Source organism: Arthrobacter sp. Sr24 (assembly GCF_054511175.1).
Map to the genome: position 1 here is coordinate 87,521 of NZ_JBTNDB010000005.1, position 23,610 is coordinate 111,130.

At 59.4% G+C, this 23,610-nt stretch carries 19 protein-coding genes; 18 read left to right on the top strand and 1 reads right to left on the bottom strand.

Annotation, left to right across the window (positions count from 1 at the left end):
- Positions 1 to 27 precede the first annotated feature (27 nt).
- Genes ACX80D_RS05390 through murC form a run of 8 tightly spaced genes read left to right on the top strand, consistent with a single transcriptional unit; the run spans position 28 to position 11,699 of the window.
- The gene (locus tag ACX80D_RS05390; RefSeq protein ID WP_459321612.1) at positions 28 to 1,875 is read left to right on the top strand and encodes a peptidoglycan D,D-transpeptidase FtsI family protein; all 1,848 of its coding nucleotides are present in this window, start codon (positions 28 to 30) and stop codon (positions 1,873 to 1,875) included.
- A complete protein-coding gene (locus ACX80D_RS05395; protein WP_459321613.1) occupies positions 1,875 to 3,650 on the top strand; it encodes a Mur ligase family protein in 1,776 nt (591 codons plus the stop codon). Before ACX80D_RS05390 ends, ACX80D_RS05395 begins: the two co-directional genes overlap by 1 nt.
- On the top strand, positions 3,643 to 5,184 hold the full coding sequence (locus ACX80D_RS05400) for a UDP-N-acetylmuramoyl-tripeptide--D-alanyl-D-alanine ligase (protein WP_459321614.1): 1,542 nt from the start codon (positions 3,643 to 3,645) through the stop codon (positions 5,182 to 5,184). Before ACX80D_RS05395 ends, ACX80D_RS05400 begins: the two co-directional genes overlap by 8 nt.
- Positions 5,181 to 6,293 (top strand): phospho-N-acetylmuramoyl-pentapeptide-transferase, encoded by a 1,113-nt coding sequence (mraY, locus tag ACX80D_RS05405; RefSeq protein ID WP_459321615.1) that lies wholly within the window; start codon positions 5,181 to 5,183, stop codon positions 6,291 to 6,293. The genes ACX80D_RS05400 and mraY overlap by 4 nt, the downstream gene beginning before the upstream one ends.
- The gene (gene murD / locus ACX80D_RS05410) at positions 6,275 to 7,828 is read left to right on the top strand and encodes a UDP-N-acetylmuramoyl-L-alanine--D-glutamate ligase (RefSeq protein ID WP_459321616.1); all 1,554 of its coding nucleotides are present in this window, start codon (positions 6,275 to 6,277) and stop codon (positions 7,826 to 7,828) included. Before mraY ends, murD begins: the two co-directional genes overlap by 19 nt.
- The gene (gene ftsW / locus ACX80D_RS05415) at positions 7,828 to 9,117 is read left to right on the top strand and encodes a putative lipid II flippase FtsW (RefSeq protein ID WP_459321617.1); all 1,290 of its coding nucleotides are present in this window, start codon (positions 7,828 to 7,830) and stop codon (positions 9,115 to 9,117) included. Before murD ends, ftsW begins: the two co-directional genes overlap by 1 nt.
- Entirely contained in the window at positions 9,114 to 10,223 is a 1,110-nt protein-coding gene (gene murG, locus ACX80D_RS05420; RefSeq protein ID WP_459321618.1) for an undecaprenyldiphospho-muramoylpentapeptide beta-N-acetylglucosaminyltransferase, read from the top strand. Before ftsW ends, murG begins: the two co-directional genes overlap by 4 nt.
- A 6-nt stretch (positions 10,224 to 10,229) precedes the next feature.
- Positions 10,230 to 11,699, top strand: a complete 1,470-nt coding sequence (murC, locus tag ACX80D_RS05425) for a UDP-N-acetylmuramate--L-alanine ligase (protein WP_459321619.1) — start codon at positions 10,230 to 10,232, stop codon at positions 11,697 to 11,699.
- Here murC and ACX80D_RS05430 read toward each other — a convergent pair.
- Entirely contained in the window at positions 11,667 to 12,260 is a 594-nt protein-coding gene (locus tag ACX80D_RS05430) for a hypothetical protein (RefSeq protein WP_459321620.1), read from the bottom strand. The two genes, murC and ACX80D_RS05430, sit on opposite strands and share 33 nt — an antisense overlap.
- Before the next feature lie 40 nt (positions 12,261 to 12,300).
- Between ACX80D_RS05430 and ACX80D_RS05435 the strand changes: the two genes are divergently transcribed.
- From ACX80D_RS05435 to dnaE, 10 genes are all read left to right on the top strand, one after another.
- A complete protein-coding gene (locus ACX80D_RS05435; RefSeq protein ID WP_459321621.1) occupies positions 12,301 to 13,023 on the top strand; it encodes a cell division protein FtsQ/DivIB in 723 nt (240 codons plus the stop codon).
- Positions 13,024 to 13,454: 431 nt separating this feature from the next.
- Positions 13,455 to 14,624, top strand: coding sequence for a cell division protein FtsZ (gene ftsZ / locus ACX80D_RS05440; RefSeq protein WP_459321622.1), 1,170 nt, complete (start codon positions 13,455 to 13,457; stop codon positions 14,622 to 14,624).
- 57 nt (positions 14,625 to 14,681) lie between these two features.
- Positions 14,682 to 15,437, top strand: a complete 756-nt coding sequence (locus tag ACX80D_RS05445; protein WP_459321623.1) for a polyphenol oxidase family protein — start codon at positions 14,682 to 14,684, stop codon at positions 15,435 to 15,437.
- A 101-nt stretch (positions 15,438 to 15,538) separates the two neighbouring features.
- Positions 15,539 to 16,318 carry a YggS family pyridoxal phosphate enzyme gene (locus tag ACX80D_RS05450; RefSeq protein ID WP_459321624.1) on the top strand — a complete coding sequence of 260 codons (780 nt, stop codon included), beginning with the start codon at positions 15,539 to 15,541 and terminating at the stop codon, positions 16,316 to 16,318.
- Positions 16,319 to 16,396: 78 nt separating this feature from the next.
- The gene (locus ACX80D_RS05455; protein ID WP_459321625.1) at positions 16,397 to 16,924 is read left to right on the top strand and encodes a cell division protein SepF; all 528 of its coding nucleotides are present in this window, start codon (positions 16,397 to 16,399) and stop codon (positions 16,922 to 16,924) included.
- Between the two features lie 212 nt (positions 16,925 to 17,136).
- Positions 17,137 to 17,427: a YggT family protein gene (locus tag ACX80D_RS05460; protein WP_459321626.1), complete on the top strand. Its 291-nt coding sequence runs from the start codon at positions 17,137 to 17,139 to the stop codon at positions 17,425 to 17,427.
- Between the two features lie 146 nt (positions 17,428 to 17,573).
- Positions 17,574 to 18,248: a DivIVA domain-containing protein gene (locus ACX80D_RS05465; protein ID WP_459321627.1), complete on the top strand. Its 675-nt coding sequence runs from the start codon at positions 17,574 to 17,576 to the stop codon at positions 18,246 to 18,248.
- Positions 18,249 to 18,425: 177 nt separating this feature from the next.
- Positions 18,426 to 19,043, top strand: a complete 618-nt coding sequence (lspA, locus tag ACX80D_RS05470) for a signal peptidase II (RefSeq protein ID WP_459321628.1) — start codon at positions 18,426 to 18,428, stop codon at positions 19,041 to 19,043.
- Complete coding sequence (locus tag ACX80D_RS05475; RefSeq protein WP_459321629.1) at positions 19,036 to 19,959, top strand: RluA family pseudouridine synthase; 924 nt, start codon at positions 19,036 to 19,038, stop codon at positions 19,957 to 19,959. The genes lspA and ACX80D_RS05475 overlap by 8 nt, the downstream gene beginning before the upstream one ends.
- A gap of 84 nt (positions 19,960 to 20,043) precedes the next feature.
- Positions 20,044 to 23,610 carry a DNA polymerase III subunit alpha gene (gene dnaE / locus ACX80D_RS05480; protein WP_459321630.1) on the top strand — a complete coding sequence of 1,189 codons (3,567 nt, stop codon included), beginning with the start codon at positions 20,044 to 20,046 and terminating at the stop codon, positions 23,608 to 23,610.

Genomic DNA, 23,610 nt, shown 5'->3' on the forward strand with positions numbered 1-23,610 from the left:
AAGCAAGGAATGCAAGGGATTTAAGCAGTGGCAGACAACTCAAGTCCGGGCGTACGTGGTGCGACTGCACAGCAACTGAACAAGATCGGGCGCGTGCGTCTGCGCTGGGGATTCGTTCTCATGATGGCAATTCTGTTGATCATCGGCGGCAGACTCGTCCTGGTGCAGGGCTTGGATGTTGACAATATGGCCGAGGCTGCTGAGAACCAGCGCAAGGTTGAGCAGACTTTGCCGGCGGTGCGCGGGAAGATTGTGGACTCCAAAGGAAAAGTTCTAGCCGAGAGTATCATTCGGTACAACATCACCGTCTCTCAAGTTAATTTTGCCGAATACCCGGAGTTCGACCGTCTGGTCTTGGACCCTAAGACCGGGGAAACCGTGATGGATCCGGCCACTGGTAAGTGGAAAGTGGTGACCTACACCTCCGATGAAGGCATTGCCCAATTGGCAAAAGTGTTGGAGCTACCTTTCGACGATGTCAAAAAGAGCGTGACTGGCGATCGGGTCCACAACTACGTCGCCATGGATGTCAGCCCCCTCGTTGAGAAGGAAATCGCTGAACTGCGCATTCCGGGCATTTATTCTGAAGCAATCACCAAGCGCGTCTACCCTATGGGTGTGGTCGGTGGGCCGATCGTTGGGTTCTTGGACAGCGACGGTAAGGCGTTGGCGGGCATTGAACAAACCATGGATGCCAAACTGACAGGAATCGACGGTACCCGTACCTATCAGGCTGGGAAGAACGGCATCATCATTCCCACAGCCCCTGTGCGGACCGTGCCAGCGGTCGATGGGCAAACTGTCACGCTGACCATTGACCAAGACATCCAATTTTATGCCCAGCAGGCTGCTCAGCAGCAGAAGGAACAGTACAGCGCCCAGTGGGCCAGCATCACAGTCATTGAGGCCAAGACCGGCAAAGTGGTTGCCATCGCTGACAGTGATTCTTACGATCCCAACGATGTGGCCGCCTCCGATAAGGCCAACATTGGTTCCCGTACTGTCAGTTCAGTCGTAGAACCAGGCTCGACGAGCAAGATCATGACCGCGGCGGCACTCGTGGAAGAAGGCTTGGCCACGCCTATGAGCGAGTTCCTTGTCCCACCAACGTTGACAGTGGACGGACAGACGTTCTCCGATTCTTTTGATCACGGAACAGAAAAGCGCACTCTCTCTGGCATCATCACCGATTCTATGAACACGGGAACCGTCATGGCCGGATCCCGGCTGAGTTTGCAGCAGCGCTACGATTACATGCGCAAGTTCGGTGTAGGCGCGAAGACCGGCATTCCGCTCCCGGGTGAGAGCCCCGGCATCCTGGCTGACTGGAAGACTTGGGACGGCCGCCAACGCTACACCGTGCTATTTGGTCAGGGTGTGGCACAAACCCCGCTACAGACCACCATGGTTTTCCAAACCATAGCCAACAACGGCGTCCGGCTCAAGCCAGCCTTGATTGAATCCTTCACGGCCGCCGACGGAACCGTGGAGACCCTACCGCAGGCCCCTGGCGTGAAAGTCATCAGTCCGGAAACCGCCAAAGACTCCCGGGACATGCTCGAAGGCGTCGTTACCATGACCGACTATAAAGTGGTGGACATTCCCGGATACCGCACCGGCGGCAAGACCGGTACGGCCGAGGCTCCGGCGGACAATGGTGTCGGCTTTGACGGCTACACCACATCCTTTGTCGGCATGGCTCCCATGGATGATCCCCGCTATGTGGTGGGTATAACGGTCCAACGGCCGCAGGGCAACGTCTATGGAGTCACTCAGGGGTATACGTTTAATCAAGTGATGGGACAGGTGCTTCGCAGCAACGACGTTCCACCTTCAACCACACCACCCGTCAAACTCCCCAAGTTCTACAAATAATGGCGGAGAAAGAACATGCCACCACCGATCGTGGAGCAGAAAAGGATTCCGTACAAGTGCCCGTGAACACCCCCGCCAGCAGCTTGCGGCCCAGCCAGCACAGCGGCGCCACCTTGGCAGAGCTGGCTACCTTGGCTGGCCTCAATCCGGAGACATGGTCCGGTGCTCTGTCCCGCCATGCAAACCTGAGGATCACCGGCATCAGCCTGGACTCACGAGCCATCCACCCGGGAGATCTGTACTTGGCGTTGCCCGGTGCACGCAGCCACGGAGCTTCCTTTGCCGGTGCGGCCATTGCTGCCGGTGCTCTCGCCATCATGACGGACGACGCCGGCACTCAACTTGTAGGGGAATCGCCAGCGGTGCCTGTTCTATCCTTGGCAGACGCGCGCGCCGTGGCCGGAAAGCTGGCTGCACGTGTCTACGGCACCGATGCTGCCCCTAATACCGCCGGCGCCCCGGCTAACGCACACAGCCTGGAGCTCTTCGGCTTGACCGGCACCAATGGCAAGACCACCACCACCTATTTTTTAAACTCGTTGCTACGTGCACTGGGGCACGGCACCGGGCTGATTGGCACCATTGAAATCCTGGCAGGCGAGGAAGCTATTCCCAGTAAGCTGACCACGCCCGAGTCCACGGATGTTCACGCCCTCCTAGCGCTTATGGCAGAAAAGGGTCTCACCGCCGCGTCCATGGAGGTCTCTTCTCACGCGCTGGCCTTTGGCCGCGTGGACGCGGTGATCTTTGATGTTGCCGGGTTCACGAACCTCACCCAGGATCACCTGGACTTGCACGGCGGCATGGAGGGTTACTTTGAGACCAAGGCTGCCCTGTTTACTCCCGGTCATGCCCGCCAGGCTGTCGTGACCGTTGATGACCACTGGGGACAGCGCATGGCGGAGACCGCTACTGTCCCCACGGTCACCTTGGCAACGGATGCAGACGCTGCCGGCCCAAGTGCAGAGCGACACGCAGCAGCAGACTGGCAGGTGCGTGAGGTTCGCCGCGATGGTGTGGGTTCTCGGTTCACGCTCCATGGCCCCGATAACGCTGTCCTCAAGGTTCACACGGGCTTGCCCGGCGCCTTCAACGTTTCCAACGCGGCGCTGGCGTTGCTCATGGTGACCACGCACTTGCTAACGAAGGCTGCGGACGCAGGTTCCGGCGTCGACTACCACGCGGTGCTGGCGCGTCTGCAAGGGGTGCTGGACTCTCATGACCCCTTCACGGTGGAGGTGCCGGGCCGCATGCAGCTGATCGGCACGGCTCCGGTTGCTGTGGTGGATTTCGCCCACAATCCTGATGCGTTGGCCCGAGCCCTGGACGCTGTCCGGCCGGACACGGCGGGCGCGCGCGTGATTGCCGTGTTTGGTGCCACAGGAGAGCGTGATGTCACCAAGCGCCCCATCATGGGTGCCGTGGTTGCTCAAGGGGCCGATGTGGTCATCATTACCGATGACGATCCCCACGACGAGGACCCGGCCGCGATCCGCGCCGGCGTGCTGGCTGGGGCATATGAAGCCCAGCGCGACGGCGGGCTTGAGCGCATCATCGAGGAGATTGAGCCGCGCGCTGCGGCCATTGCCCGAGCCGTGGAATTGGCCGGCCCGAACGACGTTATATTGGTGGCTGGACGCGGCCATGAGGTTTACCAAGAAGTCAAGGGTGTCAATATTTCCCTCGACGATCGGGTTGAATTGCGTGCGGCGCTAGTGGCGCACGGATTCCCCCTTACCGGAGCAAGCAAGATAGAGTCCCCAACTGATGATTGAAATTACAGTAGCCCACCTCGCCGAGCTCACCCAGGGCACCCTGACGCCGGGCACTGACCCGAATCTGTGCCTGAACGTCGCCGCCATTGTCACCGATTCCCGGGAGGCTGTGGCCGGCAGCATGTACGTTGCCAAGGCCGGTGAAGCAGCCGATGGCCATGATTTTATTGCCGCAGCCTTCGCCACAGGTGCCGTGTTGGCTCTGGCTGAGCGGGAGGTAGCGGACGACGCCGGAAATCCCTTCCCGGCTATCATCGTCCCCGACGCTGTCCTCGCCATGGGAGCGATCGCTGCCGAAGTGGTGCGCCAGATTCGCGCTCATTCGCCTCTGACCGTCATTGGCATCACCGGTTCCGCCGGCAAGACCACCACCAAGGACCTGTTGGCTGGCATTTTGTCACCGCTAGGTCCCACTGTGGCTCCCGTGGGTTCCTACAACGGTGAAGTGGGTGTGCCACTGACCGTTTTCCGGGCCGATGAGCAAACCCGCTATTTGATCATTGAAATGGGCGCCACGAAGATGGGCCAGATCAAGTACCTGGGGCAGATGGTGCGCCCCGATATAGGTGTTGTGCTGTGTGTTGGCAGCGCCCACGCCGGCGAGTTCGGTTCCATCGACAACATCGCTGTCGCTAAGGGCGAGCTCGTTGAAGCGCTGACACCCGGTGGCTGCGCCATCCTCAACTTTGACGATGGCCGGGTGCGTGCCATGGCTGCGCGCTCCGGCGCCCCCGTACGATTCTTCAGCAGCGCCGACGCTGCCGAGCTAACGCCAGGCGACGGTACTGACAGTGCTGATAGCGACGGCGCTAGCGCCGACACTATGGTGCTAGCCCGGAACGTGCGCACGAATGCTGACGGTCAGCCCGAATTTGATCTTATTTTCCCCGGACACAGCGCCCCGTTACACGTGAGTAGCAAGCTACTAGGCCTGCATCACGTGACGAACCTGCTCGCAGCAGCATCCGCCGCGTTCGCCGCAGGCGCCACGCCGGAGCAGATTGTCACCTCGCTCAATGAGCAGCGAGCAGCCAGCCGCTACCGGATGGAACGCACTGATCGTAGCGACGGCGTCACCGTTATCAACGATGCATACAACGCCAACCCGGAATCCATGCGGGCAGCGTTGCGTACCTTGGCAGAGTTGGGCGGCAGCGGTGCCCGGCGCACGTGGGCCGTGCTGGGTGAGATGCTCGAACTCGGCGAGGAATCGGTCCTAGAACACGACGCCGTAGGCCGTGTCGCGGTTCGGCTCAACATCTCTCGCTTGCTGGTAGTGGGCCAGGGTGCCCGGGCCATGCATGTCGGTGCTGTGATGGAAGGTTCCTGGGGAGATGAGTCCATGTTCTTCGCCGATGCTGCTGCCGCTGCCGCTGTTTTGGAAGCTGAATTAGCGCCCGGCGACATTGTTCTATTCAAGTCTTCTAATGGCGCTGGGCTCCGTTTCTTGGGTGATCAGATAGCATTACCCACGGGGATTAGCCCCACACAAGCAAGTGATAACACAACAGGTGAAAGGACTGCCCAGCCATGATTGCATTGCTCATTGGAGCCGGCTTGGCTTTGGCCTTTGCCATGATCGGCACACCCATCTTTATCCGATTCTTGGTAAAGCAGGGTTATGGCCAGATCATTCGGGAAGACGGGCCCACCACTCACCAGATCAAGCGCGGCACCCCCACCATGGGCGGTACCGTAGTGATCGGCTCAGTGGTTGCCTCCTACTTCATCACCCACCTGATCGTGTGGTTGGTCAACAATAATTCCACCGGACCCACAGCCTCCGGACTGCTCATGATCTATTTGATGGTGGGTATGGGACTGGTCGGGTTCCTCGATGACTTCCTCAAAATTACCAAGCAACACAACACTGGCCTGAACCCCAAGGGCAAGCTTCTGGGCCAGGCCGTGGTGGGTATTTCCTTCGCCATCATGGCGTTGGGTTTCCCGGACAGTTCCGGCCGTACCCCGGCCAGCACGTTTATATCCTTTGCCCGCGATATCCCCACCCTGAACCTGGCGTTCGCCGGTGCAGGCTTGGGCGTGGTGCTGTTTGTGATCTGGTCTAACTTGATCATCACCGCAGCCACCAACGGCGTGAACTTGACCGACGGCCTGGATGGGCTGGCCACCGGAGCCGCCATTTTGGTCTTCGGCGCCTACACGCTCATAGGCCTCTGGCAGAGCAGCCAGGGCTGCGGATCGCACAGGGTGCCGGCCGAGACCGTCTGTTATGAAGTCCGTGACCCGTTGGATCTTTCTCTGATCTCGGTCATCATGTTTGCTGCCCTGATTGGCTTCCTGTGGTGGAACACCTCACCGGCGAAAATCTTCATGGGTGACACCGGATCCCTCGCGATCGGCGGCGCCATTGCCGGCTTCGCCATCCTCTCCCGCACCGAACTGCTGCTGCCCATCATCGGCGGACTGTTCGTGATCATCACTGCTTCTGTCGTGATTCAGGTTGGCTTCTTCAAGCTATCCAAGGGCAAGCGAGTCTTCCTCATGGCCCCTCTGCAACATCACTTCGAGCTCAAGGGCTGGAAGGAAGTCACCGTCGTTGTGCGGTTCTGGATTTTGGCAGGACTCATGGTGGCCGTGGGTCTGGGAGCTTTTTACGCTGAATGGATTGTTCGACTGTGAGTGCATTGCAAAACCGACTTGATTCCCTGACCAGTTGGGACGCCGACTGGGCTGGCTTGCGCGTGGTGGTTACCGGCATCAGCAAGACCGGTTTCTCGGTGGCTGACACCTTGGCTGAGCTAGGGGCTGCAGTGGTGGTTGTCGCTTCCTCGGACGACGACGAGGCCCGGGCTAACGCCGATACCCTCAAGATCGTGGGGGTCACCCAGGTGATCCTGGGTGAAGAGAGCTCTACCGTGTTGCCGCTGGTCAACGGCGAGTCCGCCGAGCTTGTGGTCACCAGCCCAGGCTATAAACCATCGCACCCTCTACTGGCTGCTGCGGCAGAGGCGGACATCCCCATCTGGGGAGATGTTGAACTGGCGTGGCGTGTGCGCCAGCGCGAGGGTAGGAAGACGGCCCGCTGGATCACCATCACCGGTACCAATGGCAAAACCACCACCACCACCATGGTGGAATCCATGTTGCAAGCAGCAGGCCTGCGCGCCATTGCCGCGGGAAACATTGGCACCCCCATTCTTGATGCCGTCCGTGATCCTGAAGGCTGGGATTTTCTGGCGGTGGAACTCTCCTCGTTCCAACTCCACTGGAGCGAATCCCTAGCGCCAGCAGCCAGTGTCTGCCTAAACCTGGCCGAAGACCATGTTGACTGGCACGGCAGCTATGAAGCCTATGCCGCCGACAAAGCCAAAATCTACGCCAACACAGAAATCGCGTGCATCTACAACGCCGAACAAATTGAGACCGAACGTATGGTCCAAGAAGCCGATGTCCAAGAAGGTTGCCGAGCGGTAGCTTTCACCACGGGTATGCCGGCCATCAGCATGGTCGGTATCGTGGAGGGCCTGCTCGTTGACAGGGCTTTCATTGCAGAACGCAAAGATTCGGCCGTCGAGCTAGCGAAGATCAGCGACATTGGAGATCTGGTGCCCCGGCATCTAGTGGCTAATGCTGCCGCGGCCGCAGCACTTGTACGGGCCTGCGGGCTGAGCCCCGATGACGTACGCAAGGGTCTGGTGAACTACCACAACGGTGAACACCGCATCCAAGCCGTGGCCAACGCTGATGGCGTTCTGTGGGTCAACGATTCAAAGGCCACCAACCCGCATGCTGCAGCAGCATCACTGGCAGCGTTCAAGCCGGTCATCTGGATTGCTGGCGGCCTGTCCAAGGGCGTCGACTATGACGATCTGGTTCGCAGTCACGCAGCACGGCTCAAAGCTGTGGTGCTGATTGGTGCCGATAGCTCAGATCTTGCAAGCTCCCTAGAACGCCTAGCTCCGGACGTGCAGGTTATTGCCACACGTGCCAGCGGTGGGCGACGTTCCAGCGGTTCCGAGCTGCGAGGCGACGCCGTCATGGCTGAGGCTGTGGCAGTAGCCGCATCGCTAGCCACGGACGGGGACACGGTGCTGATGGCACCGGCGTCGGCCTCCATGGACCAATTCACCTCATACGCCCATCGTGGCAATGCCTTCATTGACTCGGTACGGGAACTGCTGGAATTACGGGCAAGCGCCAATAAGGAGTCATAGTGGCCAAAACGCCCGCACAGCCAAGGGCCTCCGCCAAAGGCGTGCCCGCCACGACCGCCAAGAAAACGGCTGTCAATAATGAGACTAAAGCTAAAGTCAGTGCGGCGTCGATGCCGGCTCCAGCAGCCGGTGGCAAGGTCAAGCGATTCCAACGATTCCGGGACGCCTTCAACGCCCGGGTCGGCCGCCCTGCTGCGGGGTATTACTGGATCGTCGGCACTGCCCTAGCGCTGACCCTCATCGGGCGCTTAACCGTACTTTCGGCATCCACGGCGGAAACCATCTCCAAAGGCGAAGACCCCTACGATCTGTTCCTGAGAGAGTCCGGTTTTGCTCTTCTCGGGCTCGTTTTGATGTTTGTGCTCTCCTGCGTGCCACCGGCTGTATGGAAGAAATTTGCTCCCATTTTGCTGGGTATCGCCATAGTCCTGCTTGCACTAGTCTTTACGCCGCTGGGTGTTAGTGCCGGCGGAAATATGAACTGGTTGGGGATTGGCGGCATTCAGTTCCAGCCATCGGAAGCTGCCAAGCTGGCCCTGGCCATCTGGATGGGTGCGGTGATTGCCGCCAAGGGCGCGCTCATTCGCCGCCTCATGCACATCCTGATCCCCATGGGAATTGGCGCTGGCCTGATCCTGGGACTGGTCATGCTCGGTCATGACTTAGGAACCGCAATCATCATCGGCCTGATGGTCCTAATGGGTCTCTGGATTGGCGGGGTACCCAAACGCTTCCTAGCAATAGCTGTTGCGGCGGCCGGAATCATTGCTGTGATCGCGAACATCTCCGACACAAACAGAACCGGCCGCTTCGCCGCCTGGCTCGGTGACTGCAGCGTGGAAGGTGCCTGCGATCAGTACATCAACGGTGCTTACGCTCTCGCCTCCGGAGGCTGGTTTGGTGTTGGCCTTGGACAGAGCCGGCAAAAATGGAATTGGATTCCTGAAGCCCATAACGACTTCATCTTCGCCATCATCGGCGAAGAGTTTGGCCTCTTGGGCACCCTGGTCATTGTCGGGCTGTACGTGATCCTTGCCTACTCGATCTTCCGGGTCATCAACTCCCGCAACGATCCCTTCACCCGCGTTGTGTGCGGCATGATCATGACATGGATCATCGGCCAAGCCGTGGTCAATATCGCCGTGGTGGTGGGACTCCTCCCCGTGATTGGTGTGCCATTGCCACTGATCTCCTATGGTGGAACAGCTCTGATCATGGTGCTTGCCGCCTTGGGAGTTGTCCTGTCATTTTCCCGAACAGAGCCAGAAAGTAGCTTGAAGACCTCATGACACAGATCCACCCAACCCCCTTGTCAGTGGTTCTGGCCGGGGGAGGTTCAGCAGGGCATGTCAGTCCGTTGCTGGCCATAGCTGCGGCCATTCGCGAGTCCTCTCCCGAGAGCACTATTTTGGCCGTAGGCACTACCTCGGGTCTTGAAGCAACGCTGGTACCGGCGGCCGGTTTTGAGCTGGCATTTGTCAAACGCATTCCGCTGCCGCGCAAACCTTCCGTGGACCTGGTGAAGCTGCCAGTGCGCATGGTGCGGGCTATTGGCGACGCCAAAAAGATCCTTCGTGATGCCAACGCGGATGTGCTGGTGGGTGTGGGTGGCTATGTGTGTACTCCCATGTACCTGGCAGCTAAATCATTGGGCGTTCCCATTGTGATCCATGAGGCCAACACCAAAGCAGGTTTGGCCAACAAAGTAGGCGCGCGCTACACCACAAATGTGGGCACTGCTTTCGCAGCAACGGCCATCCGGCATGCGCATCTGGTGGGCATGCCCATGCGCAAGGAAATTGCCACTCTGGAGCGCAGCTCCGCTCAGGCTACGGCCCGGAAACGCCTCAATTTGGCAGAGCACAAACCTACGTTGATTGTCACCGGCGGATCGCTGGGTGCATTGCGACTGAACCAAGCCATCGCCGGTTCCGTCCGGGCGCTTGCTGACGCCGGTATCCAGACCTTGCACATCACCGGAAAAGGCAAATCTATTCTCGATGCAGACGGGGAACTTCTTGGCGCGCCGGGATACCGCCAGGTGGAATATGTGGATCGCATGGAAGACGTGTACGCGGCGGCAGATTTGCTGTTGTGCCGCTCAGGCGCCGGAACAGTGTCGGAGGTGGCCGCCGTCGGACTTCCTGCGGTGTTTGTGCCCCTGCCCATCGGAAACGGGGAACAGGCACGCAACGCAACCGGGCTGGTGGACGCTGGTGCCGCATTGCTGGTCCCGGATGCGGAACTCGATGCCGCGTGGGTCCGCACGGAGCTGATACCGCTGTGCCTTGATACGCCCCGATTAGAACGCATGGGTGCCCGTGCTGCTGAACTGGGTATTCGTGACGCGGCCGAAAGTATGGCCGCTATGGTGTTCGCAGCGAGCGGGAAGTAGACGGAAATGACGGATAAGGGAACACCCACCATGTACACACCACCCACACTCGCCGAGCTGGGCCGGGTCCATTTCATTGGTATGGGCGGGGCCGGAATGTCGGCGATCGCCCGGATTATGTTGGGCCAGGGACTCTCTGTCAGTGGGTCTGACGCCAAAGATTCTGCCGGGTTGGCCGAGCTGGCCACACTGGGCGCCACCGTGCATGTAGGCCAAGCCGGTGCCAACGTCGCCGCTGCCAATACCGTGGTGATCTCCACGGCCATCCGCGAAGACAACCCCGAGCTGCTCGCGGCCCGCGCGGGCGGACTGCGCATTTTGCACCGCTCTCAGGCACTGGCGGCTGCCATGGCGCAGGACGTTGTGGTGGCGGTGGCCGGCACTCACGGCAAAACCACCACGACCTCCATGATCACCGTCATGTTGCGCGGTGCCGGAGTGGATGCCTCATTCGCTGTAGGCGGCACCGTCCAAGGCTTGGGCGTCAACGCAGCCCATGGCTCAGCAGGAGTCTTCGTGGCCGAAGCCGACGAATCCGACGCTTCCTTCCTCAACTACCGGCCGAACATCGCCGTGGTCACCAACCTGGAAGCCGACCACCTGGACCACTACGGAACGGCCGAAAACGTCTACGCGGCCTTTGGGCAGTTCGTGGAACTCCTCCCGGACGGTGGCACGTTGGTGGCCTGCGCTGACGACGCCGGATCGGCCGCCTTGGCTGCCCAGGCCAGTGCGTCGGGAACACACACCATCAGCTATGGATTTGCCGAAGACGCTGATGTGCGGCTAATCCCCGGTCACAACGACGGATTGTTCACCACCGCTACAGTAGTGCTCCAGGGCGATCAGTGGGGGAGTGCTGCTTCTTCTGGCGCCTCGGCATCTGGGCCGTTCGAACTCCGGCTGCAGGTTCCGGGCAATCACAACCTCAGCAACGCGGCTGCCGCTGTGGCGGTTGCGCTGGCACTCGGCGTTGAGGTCAGCAGCGCTTTGGCTGCTCTTGGCAATTTCGCGGGCGCAGCCCGGCGCTTTGAGGCCAAGGGTGAGGCGCGGGGGGTCGCGGTGTTTGACGACTATGCCCATCACCCCACCGAAGTACGCGCCGCGCTGCTAGCCGCCCGCACTGTGGCCGGTGAGCACAAGGTTCATGTGCTGTTCCAGCCCCACCTCTTTTCCCGGACCGCCGAATTCGCCACCGAATTCGCTCGGGCCTTGGATCTGGCAGACACCGTTGCCGTCCTAGATATTTATGCATCCCGCGAAGATCCCGTCCCCGGGGTCACCAGCGAGCTGATTACAAAATCCTTGACCAAGCCTTTCGGATACGCCCCGGAGCCAGTGGCGGCCGTGGCGGCCTTGTGCCGTGCAGCAGTTGCCGGGGACATCATTTTGACGGTGGGCGCTGGGGACGTCACCGAATACGGTCCGGTTCTAGTGGCGGCGCTATTGGCCGGCGTCGAAGACGGCAATGGCTGAACCACGTAAGCCTCGAGTCATCCGGACCCGCATCCCCGCCGATGGGGACGGAACTGCAGCGAGCAGCGCAGCTACGAATGACGCGGCTCCAAATGGCACTACACCGAATAAAGAAGCGTCGAATGGCGCTGCACTGCAGGATACCTCCGGCGCTTCAAGCGGCCCGCCAGCTTCTGGAACGGTGCGGGGTACCAGCAAGAAGGTGGCAATGCTACCGGTGCCCACACAAACTTCTGAATCGTCTGAAGCTTCTAAACAGTCTGGAGTTACAGAAAGGGCGAGGAGTCTTCTGCGAGTCCCTCGTCCACGTGCGAGTGCGAAGTTGCGCCCACCAGAATCAGCTAAGGCTGAAGCAGCCAAGGACGGTACAGCCACGAAAAGTTCCGCGAAAGCTGGAACTTCCACGTCCGGATCGGCGAAGGCTGGTTCCACCAAGCCGGTGCCATCCAAGGTTGGATCCACCAAGGCTGGATCCAACAAGTCGGTGCCGGCAAAGTCCGCGCCAGTAAAGTCAACGCCGTCAAAGCCTGCGCCGGGGGAGAGCGCTGCCGATAAGTCCAAGTCTGAACATCACACCGAGGCGCAGGTACTGGCTTTTCCAATGCCGAACCACAAGCGACGTCGACGTACGTTCTTGCTGTCTGCAGCGGGTGTCGTAGCTGTGTTGGCCTTGGTGATGGGCATTGCCCTCTATTCCCCAGTTTTGGGTGTCAAGACCGTGGTCTTTGAAGGCAATAAGCTGGTCAGCCAGGACACCTTGGAGCTCACCTTGGCACCGGTCATTTCTCAACCACTACCCCAAGTGACGGCTGAGGATGTTTCGGCGTTGCTGGAATCCGTGGTGCAGATCAAGAGTTCCAGGATCGAAGCACGGCCGCCGTCCACCCTGGTGGTTCACGTAGTGGAACGGGTACCTGTTGCGCTGCTGAAGAACGGTGCAACTTACTCGTTGGTGGACCAGGACGGTGTTGAGCTCGGCACCACCAAGGATGCAGCTGCTGCAGCGCTTCCGCTGATCGACGGCGGTAAAGCTGCCATCGGCCAAGACACCTTCCAAGCTATGACCTCCGTTTTGGCGACCCTGCCTAAATCCATCCTGAACCAGCTAGCCAACGCAACGGCTAAGTCTCCGGATGCCGTAGAACTGCGACTTGTTGACGGGCGCAGTGTAGTGTGGGGCAATGCCAGTGACATGGAGCTCAAGGCCGCAGTATTGGAATCGCTATTGAATGCTCCAGTGCCCACCGCACAGCCCGGCAAGCCAGCTCCCGTGCCGGCTCAAGTCTTTGATGTCAGTGCCCCGCGGCATCCGGTGACTCGGTGATTCGGTGCCCCTGTAACGCTGTGAGTCTCTCGGGTCGGCTCGATGGTGCTGTCACGATGACTCGGCGGTGTTATACGGGTCGCACTTATCCGTAAGGTGGCAGCCGCCACTCATCGTGGAGCCAACCGTCCACCCTTCAAAAGCTACACGAAACGACACAGATAGGGGTGTTTGGGACGTTTTTTTGGGGGATTCTGGCGACACGCGGCAGCGGTAATTGCATGCGGCGCAGATGCACCATAGCGTCACAGACAAGAGTTAGTTGACATAACTATAACCTTCAACTTGAAGGTTAAGCTACCAAAGCTTCAAGCATTGCTTCAAGGTTGCTCCCAAGATTGATGCTGGCAGCTTGCAGGCGCATTGATTTATAGGTAGCAAAGGTACGCTTTTTTGATCTTTCAGCAACATACGAACAAGGGACACGTAACGTGGCAGCACCCCAGAATTACTTGGCAGTCATCAAAGTCGTCGGCATCGGCGGTGGCGGCGTAAATGCAGTGAACCGCATGATTGACGTGGGTCTGCGCGGCGTTGAATTCATCGCCATCAACACTGACGCTCAGGCGCTGTTGATGAGTGACGCCGACGTCAAGCTTGATGTTGGACGTGAACTCACCCGTGGTCTCGGCGCAGGCGCCAACCCCGATGTTGGCCGTCAGGCAGCAGAGGACCATCAGGAAGAGATTGAAGAAGTCTTGCGCGGCGCCGACATGGTGTTCGTGACTGCTGGTGAAGGTGGCGGAACCGGAACCGGTGGCGCCCCCGTCGTGGCTCGAATCGCTCGCTCGCTCGGCGCCTTGACCATCGGTGTCGTCACCCGGCCCTTCACGTTCGAAGGCCGCCGCCGTGCGACGAGTGCCGATAACGGCATCGAGGCACTGCGCGACGAGGTTGACACGCTTATCGTCATCCCGAACGACCGCTTGCTTTCCATCAGCGACCGTAACGTCTCTGTCATGGACGCTTTCCGTTCAGCCGATCAGGTGCTGCTGTCTGGCGTCCAGGGCATTACCGATCTCATCACCACACCCGGTTTGATCAACCTCGACTTCGCCGACGTCAAGTCCGTCATGCAAGGCGCCGGTTCGGCACTCATGGGTATTGGTTCGGCTCGCGGTGAAGACCGCGCCGTCAAGGCAGCCGAGCTTGCCATTGCGTCCCCGCTGCTGGAAGCTTCGATCGACGGCGCGCATGGCGTTCTGTTGTCCGTTCAGGGTGGTTCTGATCTGGGACTCTTTGAGATCAACGAGGCCGCGCGTCTCGTTCAGGAAGTGGCCCACCCTGAGGCCAACATCATCTTCGGTGCTGTCATTGACGATGCCCTAGGTGACGAAGTCCGTGTAACGGTCATTGCTGCTGGTTTTGACGCACCTGACTCCGCTCCGGAAGTTGCCGAGCCTGTTGCCGCTGCGGTTCCGCCGGCTCCGGCGGCCGTGCCCACTAGCGCGTCGGTTACCAACCTCAACCAGTGGGGTCAGCAGTCAGCATCGCACGTTCCTGCCGACGGTGGCTTTGATGTTGAATTGCCCGCCATTGTAGAACCCGATCTGACCGGACACCGTTCCGATGATCTGGATGTGCCGGACTTCCTCAAGTAGGCGGTTTCATGCCGGTGGCCATCGCCGCCGGCATGAGGAAGTATTGCAATACCCACAATGATGAATGGTCAGGTTGCTTATATGGTTTCCGTGCAGCAGGTGCGCCCCGGAGTATGGGTCGGTTTCACCGGGACGGAGACAGGCAACCTGGCCTTTCATGTTGGAGACGATCCTGCCAGCGTGACACAGCGCCGGGCAGTGCTGAATCAGGAACTGTCAAGGCTCAGTGGCTCTGACGTTTCCTTGGCCTATATGAGCCAAGTTCATGGCAACGCGGTAGCCCTAGTTCCAGAGCCTGCAGACTCACATGCTGCGGCGACGCCAGCACCCACTGCCGATGCGCTAGTTTCCAAGGGTGCCGGTCTGGCCGTCATGGTTGCCGATTGCGTTCCCGTGGTCTTAGTGGCAGAAGACGACGACGGCGGGCTAACGCTAGCCGTTGCCCATGCCGGCAGGCCAGGGGTGGAGGCAAACGTCATAGGGGCTGTGGTGACGAGCATGCGTGCCGCAGGGGCTCGCACCATTGAGGCGTGGCTGGGGCCGAGTATTTGCGGCCAATGCTACGAAGTCCCTGAAACCATGAGGGCGGCCCTGGCGGCGAAGGTGCCGGCATCATTCGCCACCACATCCTGGGGAACGCCCGCGCTAGACCTGCCAGCCGCGGTCCTGGCGCAATTACGCGCTCATGAGGTCACGGCCCATCCCAGCGGAGCCTGCACGCTAGAAAACCCAACCTTTCATTCGCACCGACGCGCCGTCCGAGACGGCTCGGCAGAAGGTCGCTTCATAGGTTTTGTCGTCTCGGCCCTCTAGCCTCACGCCACCATTCGTTTCGCGTCAATGAATTCTCGTGAATCAATTCGCCAACGATCCATCCCATCCGCCGATATTGCGTAGTGAAAGCTATCAAGCCCATGAATTTGCAGGACCCCCGTACACGTCAACTCGCCGAACGTCTGGACGCGGTCAAGGCGCGAATTAGTGCCGCCCGCACGGATGTAGTGACACCCACACTCATCGTGGTGACCAAGTTTCATCCGGCGGCAGATGTCCTGCGTCTGCACAGCCTCGGCGTCGCTGATGTTGGCGAAAACCGGGATCAGGAGGCTGCGGCCAAGGCCTTGGAGGTAGCTGGCGCTGGTGCGGAACAGCTGCGCTGGCATTTCATCGGGCAGTTGCAAAAGAACAAGGCCAAGTCCGTGGTGACCTACGCGCATTCGGTGCAGTCCATTGACAGGGGTTCTTTGGTGAAGGCGTTGGAGAACGCCATGGTCAGGGAGCTGGAATCCAGCGGACGGGCGCCGCTGGAATGTTTCATTCAGGTGGACCTCTCCGAATCGTATGCGGAGTTCAGGGATCCAACAGGCCAATCAACCGCGGCTACGCAACCTACTACCTCGCCCAGCGGCAGGGGAGGGGCGGCGCCGTCGTCCGTCATGGAACTGGCCGATCAAATTACCGGCGCACACGGCCTGCGACTCGCCGGACTCATGGCAGTAGCGCCTCTGGGAGTTGCGCCGGAGCCAGCGTTTGACTTGCTGGCAACGGTGTCGGCGCGGCTCGTGGCGGAGCACCCCAACGCCACCGCTATATCAGCTGGCATGAGTCACGATTTGGAGGCAGCACTAGCGGCAGGGGCGACACACCTGCGTGTCGGTTCCGATATCCTCGGCCCCCGCCCAGTGGTGCTGTAGCGTTTTGAGAACAGCAGGCATACCGTTCGCCAGCTGAACAAAGAGATTTCTAGCTTTGCACACTAATGAGGAGCAACCATGGCTGGCGCTATGCGCAAGACAATGATTTTTCTTGGGCTCGCCGACGGTGACGAGCACTATGACGCGGAGCATGCTCCGCCGTTGCCAAAAGAAGACGCCCAAGAGGACGTGCTTGAGCGCGATGCAGCCCCGGCTCCTGCCGCAGCGGTTGAACCATCAGCGCCCAAGGCTGGCGATGACGAATACCGCGCTCCGGTAACCCCCATCAAGCGTGCTGCATCTACCCGGGAAGAGGCTGAAAGTTTGCGCCAGATCACCACAGTCCATCCTCGTTCCTACAATGACGCCAAGATCATTGGGGAGAGCTTCCGGGATGGTATTCCGGTCATCATGAACGTCACGGACATGGGTGAAGCCGACGCCAAGCGTTTGGTGGACTTCTCAGCCGGACTGGTCTTCGGCCTGCGCGGCTCCATTGAGCGCGTCACCAACAAGGTGTTCTTGCTCTCGCCGTCCTACATTGAGGTGCTGGGCGATGACAAGAAGATCTCCGATACCCAGGCCAGCTTCTTCAACCAGAGCTAAGAGCAGCAAACGGCTCAGCTGATAAAAGCTAGAGCCTGCCAAGTCATTAAGGAACTGCCCGGACACGTTGTGTCCGGGCAGTTCCTTAATAAGCGCAGTCCGTTAAGCTCGTGGCTTGAGGTGCGGTCCTTCCGGGACAATCCGTAACATAGTGGTTTACTCTGGAGGCAAAGAACTTCTTTTTCCTCCACCTAGGGAATGTGTGCACACGCGTGACAATAGTTTTCGCTCTCCTCTATCTGCTCCTGCTGCTGTACTTCCTTACGCTGCTACTACGCATGGTCTTTGACTGGATTCAGGTCTTTGCCCGTGACTGGCGGCCTAAGGGCGCGGCCCTGGTCGGCGCATCGATGGTGTATCGACTCACTGACCCGCCGCTACGTAAGCTCCGAGCCATGATTCCGCCGCTCAGAATTGGTGCCGTTGCCCTCGATATTGGCTTCCTTTTATTGCTCGTTGGGGTCGGCATTGGGATGAGTATCACAAGAAGTTTTGTCGGTTAGGGTCGCGTCGTTAGTTTTCGTCGAAGAAAAGTTATATTGTAAAAGCGGAAAGACCCCAGTTCAGATCTCCAGATTTGTATTCGGTACCGCAGTCCGGGCAGGTTTCGGCCGGTTTCTGACTCACATAAGACCAATGAGGTGACTAAATGGCGCTAACGCCAGAAGACGTTGTCAACAAGCGGTTCCAGCCGACAAAGTTTCGTGAAGGCTATGACCAGGACGAAGTCGACGATTTTCTTGACGAGATCGTCGTTGAGCTTCGCCGACTCCACCAGGAAAACGACGAACTGCGTAAGCAGCTCGCAGACGGTGGCTCCGACGCTAAGGTAACCGCGGCTCCTGTAGCCCCGGTACAGGCCAAGGAACCCGAGCCGGTTGTCGTTGAACCTGAGGTTAAGGAGCCTGTAAAGGCTCCGGAGCCCGTTGTTGAAGAAAAGGTGGAGGCAGCGCCTGCTCCGGTAGCGTCAGCTCCGGCAGCTCCGAGCTCCACTGCACAATCAGCCAGTGGCGTTCTTGCCATGGCCGAGCGCCTGCACGACGAATACGTCAACGCCGGTGTTGAGCAGCGCGACAAGATCATTGCCGAGGCACAGATCGAAGCCAGCACGCTCGTCAACGATGCACAGGAGAAGAGCCGTAAGACGCTCGGGGCCCTGGAGCAGCAGCGTTCAGTACTCGAGCGCAAGGTCGAGCAGCTGCGCGGATTCGAGCGCGACTACCGTTCACGCCTGAAGAGCTACATCGAAGGCCAGTTGCGCGACTTGGATGCCCGCGGCTCAGTGGCAGCCCCGGACTTTTCCGAAGGCGCCCTAGAGTCCTAGCTAGCAAACAAAAGCCGGTGGAGCAAGGAAACTTGTTCCACCGGCTTTCGTTTGTTAAACCCTCGTTTGGGGCTTGTAAGTCAGCCCTGAAATAGGGCAGGTCCCGGGATGGTGGATATAGCCGCCTATGATTGAAACAATCCCTTTTGCTTTAACACCCGAACAACTGAAAGCGTCATGAGCGAGAACTCTTTGCCGGCTCCGGCCGCCGCTGTCAAGGCCCGCCGCCACCACTTCTGGTGGATCTGGTTCGGCGTTGCAGCCTTTGCCTACCTTTGCGATCAACTGACTAAATGGTGGGTGAGTTCCACCATGGAAATTGGTGAAAAGACCCCCGTCATCGATGGACTCCTGCAGTGGTACCACATCCTCAATCCCGGTGCAGCGTTCTCCATCGGTGAGAACTTCACCTGGGTGTTCACCATCCTCATGGCTGCCGTATCCATCGCGATCATGGTCCTCTCGCGCAAAATCGCCTCCATTTGGTGGTCGATCGGCCTAGGGCTGGTCCTCGGTGGCGCGCTGGGTAACCTGACAGACCGGCTGTTTCGTCCGCCGTCGTTCGGCATGGGGCACGTGGTGGACTTCATCTCCTTCCCCAACTTTGCCATCTTCAATATGGCAGATATGGCGGTGGTGGGCGGGGTTATCGTGATCTGCCTGCTGACGCTGCTGGGGATCGGAATGGACGGCAGCAAAGCAGAATCGGGCAAGGCTTCTTCGGAGCCAGTGAAGGACCCTGCGGAGCAGGGTAAGGAGCACCAGAACAATGATGACAGGAATAGCAATGACTGAGACGTTTCTCGCTCCCGAGGCCGTTGCTGGCAGCAGGGCCGACGCCGGACTGGCCGCTTTGTTGGGAATCTCCCGTTCCGCCGCGGCGCTGTTGTGCACCGAGGGGAATGTCCTGCAAAATGGTGCAACCATGGTCAAAAGCGATAAATTCAGTGCTGGGGCCAGCATTCAGATCACCATTCCTGAACGGCGCGACCCGCTAGAAGTCATCGTGGAACCCGTAGATGGACTGAACATCCTGCTGGACGACGAGCACTTCGTGGTGGTGGATAAGCCGGTCGGTGTTGCCGCGCATCCCTCACCGGGCTGGGTAGGTCCCACGGTTGTGGGTGGGTTGGCTGCAGCAGGCTTCCGCATCTCCACCTCCGGCGCGCAAGAACGCGTGGGCATTGTGCACCGCCTCGACGTGGGAACCTCCGGAGCCATGGTGGTTGCCAAGACCGAGCACGCCTACACCGTACTCAAACAGGCGTTCCGCGAGCGAACCGTGGAGAAGGTTTACCACGCCGTCGTGCAGGGCTTGCCCGATCCGTTGCAGGGCACCATCGATGCCCCCATTGGTCGCCACCCGGGACATGACTGGCGCTTCGCCGTGATTGAGGATGGACGTCCTTCCATCACCCACTATGAGGTGTTGGAAGCGTTTGGCAAGGCATCGTTGGTGGAGGTGCACCTAGAAACCGGACGTACCCACCAGATTCGTGTGCACTTCTCGGCGCTACGCCACCCCTGCGCCGGGGACCTGACCTATGGTGCCGATCCTACGTTAGCAGCCGAGTTGGGCTTGACCCGGCAGTGGCTGCACGCCCATAGGCTCGGGTTCACCCACCCGGCAACGGGGGAGCCGGTCAGCGTCACCAGCCCGTACCCGCAGGACCTCAACTACGCGCTGGATCATCTGCGCGGTGAACACTAGCAGCTGTGCCATACCCGACGGCGGGAGGCTGACCCTGTGAGGTGGCCTCCCGCCGTCGGGCTTTAAGCACCGTAGAATAGATGGGTGGCTAGCTCATCGACTGACAGTTTTGTCCATCTTCATACGCACACCGAATACTCCATGCTGGACGGTGCAGCGCGCCTGACCGAACTCTTTGACGAGGCTAAGCGGCTCCAAATGCCGGCCCTAGCCACCACTGACCACGGGTATCTCTTCGGCGCTTTCGACTTTTGGCGCAAGGCCACCGACGCCGGCATCAAGCCGATCATCGGTGTTGAAGCCTACGTCACCCCAGGCACGGCCCGCACGGATAAAACCAGGGTCAAATGGCGCACCGACGAGTCGCAGAAAAAGGATGACGTCTCCGGTGGCGGTTTCTACACCCACATGACGCTACTGAGCTACAACAATCAGGGCATGCGCAACTTGTTCCGAGCCTCCTCGATTGGCTCGCTGGACTCACCTATGGGTAAATACCCGCGTTTGGATCGGGAACTGCTCAACCAGTACCACCCCGGCCTCATAGCGACCACTGGCTGCCCCTCCGGCGAGGTTCAAACGCGGCTGCGTTTGGGACAGTACAACGAGGCTAAGGCGGCCGCCGCCGAGTTCCAGGATATTTTCGGCAAAGAAAACTATTTCTGTGAGCTCATGGACCATGGGCTAGACATTGAACGCCGGGTCACCAAGGACCTGCTGCGGCTGGCCAAGGAATTGGCGATCCCCCTCGTTGCCACCAATGATTTGCACTATACGCACGAACACGATGCCAAGGCCCACGAGGCTCTGTTGGCTCTGCAATCTGCCTCTACTTTGACCGAACCCACCTATGACCAGGGTGGTAAGCGTTTTGCTTTCAGTGGTAGTGGCTATTATTTGAAATCGGCTGCGGAGATGCGTTCGCTCTTCTCAGAGCTGCCCGAGGCGTGCGATAACACACTGTTGATTGCCGAGCGCTGCGAGGTGTCCTTTAACACCGATGCCAACTACATGCCCAAGTTCCCCTGCCCGCCGGGCGAGGACGAGACTTCCTGGCTGGTCAAGGAAGTGGACGCCGGCTTGCGCTACCGGTACCCCAGCGGCATCCCCGATGATGTTCGCAAACAGGCGGACTACGAGCTGGACGTCATCATCCGTATGGGCTTCCCCGGATATTTCTTGGTGGTGGCTGACTTCATCACCTGGTCCAAGAGCCAGGGCATTAGGGTTGGTCCCGGCCGTGGTTCCGGAGCCGGGTCCATGGTGGCTTACGCTATGCGCATCACCGATCTTGACCCGCTGCGTCACGGCCTGATCTTTGAGCGTTTCCTCAACCCTGAACGTGTGTCCATGCCTGACTTTGACGTGGACTTCGATGATCGTCGCCGCCACGAGGTCATCAAGTATGTGACCGAAAAGTACGGCGACGAACGTGTTGCCATGATCGTCACCTACGGCTCGATCAAGACCAAGCAGGCCCTGAAAGACTCCTCACGCGTGTTGGGCCACCCCTTCAGCATGGGAGAAATGCTGACCAAGGCGTTGCCCCCAGCCGTCATGGCCAAGGACATTCTCCTCAACGACATTGAAAACCCCAAGGCCAAGCGCTACGGCGAAGCGGCGGATTTCCGCAACCTGATCAATACCGATCCTGAAGCGGCCAAGGTCTTTGAGCTCTCGAAGGGCTTGGAAGGGCTCAAACGCCAGTGGGGTGTCCACGCCGCTGGTGTGATCATGAGCTCCGATCCCATCATCGACGTCATCCCGATCATGCGCCGCATCCAAGACGGCCAGGTGATCACCCAGTTCGATTACCCCACCGCTGAGGGCCTGGGGCTGATCAAGATGGACTTCTTGGGGTTGCGAAACCTCACCATCATCACCGACGCGTTAGAGAACATCAAAGCCAACAAGGACATCGACCTGGACCTTGAACGTCTAGAGCTCGACGACGCACCCTCCTACGAGCTCATGGCGCGCGGGGACACGCTGGGTGTTTTCCAGCTCGACGGCGGCCCCATGCGTGGGCTGCTCAAGCTCATGCGTCCGGATAACTTTGAAGATATTTCCGCTGTGCTGGCACTGTACCGACCAGGGCCCATGGGTGCCGATTCGCACACGAACTATGCGTTGCGTAAAAACGGCCTGCAGCCGATCACACCCATCCACCCTGAGCTGGAGGAACCTCTCGCAGACATTTTGGGCGGCACCTACGGGTTGATCGTGTACCAAGAGCAGGTCATGTCCATCGCGCAGAAGCTGGCCGGTTACTCGCTAGGCCGGGCCGATATTTTGCGCCGTGCCATGGGTAAGAAGAAAAAGTCGGAGCTGGACAAGCAGTACGAAGGCTTCCACCAAGGCATGATCGACAACGGCTACTCGGACGCCGCCGTCACCACCCTGTGGGCGATTTTGCTGCCCTTCTCCGACTACGCCTTCAACAAGGCACACTCGGCCGCCTATGGTGTCATCAGCTACTGGACCGCTTACCTGAAGGCGCACTACCCGGCCGAATACATGGCTGCGCTGCTGACCAGCGTGGGCGATGACAAAGACAAGCTGGCGCTGTACCTCAATGAGTGCCGCCGCATGGGCATCACGGTCCTCGCCCCGGACGTCAACGAATCCGCCTTGAACTTCACCCCCATCGGCAAAGACATCCGATTCGGCATGGGCGCCATCCGCAACGTGGGTGCCAACGTGGTCAACGGAATGGTGGAATCGCGTAAGGAAAAGGGGAACTTTGAAAGTTTCTCCGATTTCCTCATGAAGGTCCCCGCCGTGGTGTGTAACAAGCGCACCATTGAATCCCTCATCAAAGCCGGTGCCTTCGACACCTTGGGCCATGCCCGGCGTGCCTTGGCCATGATTCATGAAGAAGCCGTTGACTCGGTCATTGGCATCAAACGCAATGAGGCTGTGGGCCAGTTTGACCTCTTCGCCGGATTAGGTGGTGAGGAAGAGCCCGAATCTGCTCTCATTACGGAGATCCCGGATCTGCCCGAATGGGAGAAGAAGGACAAACTGGCGTTTGAGCGCGACATGCTGGGGCTCTATGTTTCGGACCACCCGCTGCGTGGGCTGGAAGGGATTCTGAGCCAAAACGCGGACATGTCCATCACTCAACTCTTGGGCGATGACGGCCCCCAAGACGGACACATCATGACCATTTCGGGAATGATCACCAACCTCCAACGCCGCATCGCCAAGAGCAGCGGTAACCCCTACGCCCGCTGCGAGATCGAGGATCTGGGCGGCTCGGTGGAAGTCATGTTCTTCGGCCAGACCTACGGCCCCATCGCCAACGTCTTGGCAGAAGATTTGATTGTGGTGGTCAAGGGCCGTCTGCAAAAGCGCGACGACGGTGCCATTACGTTGAATGCCATGGAAATGACCGTCCCGGACCTCACCGAAGGCATGTCCGGCCCGCTGGTCATCTCAATGCCCGAACATAAGGCCAACGAACAGGTCCTCGAGGCGCTGAAGTCCGTTCTCAACGATCACCGTGGCAACACCGAAGTTAAGATGCACCTGGCCGGCACACGATCAATGAAAGTCATGAAGCTGCCACTGCATCACCGGGTCAATCCCACGCCATCGCTCTTTGGCGATCTCAAGGTGCTGCTGGGCCCCAATTGCTTGGAAGGCTGA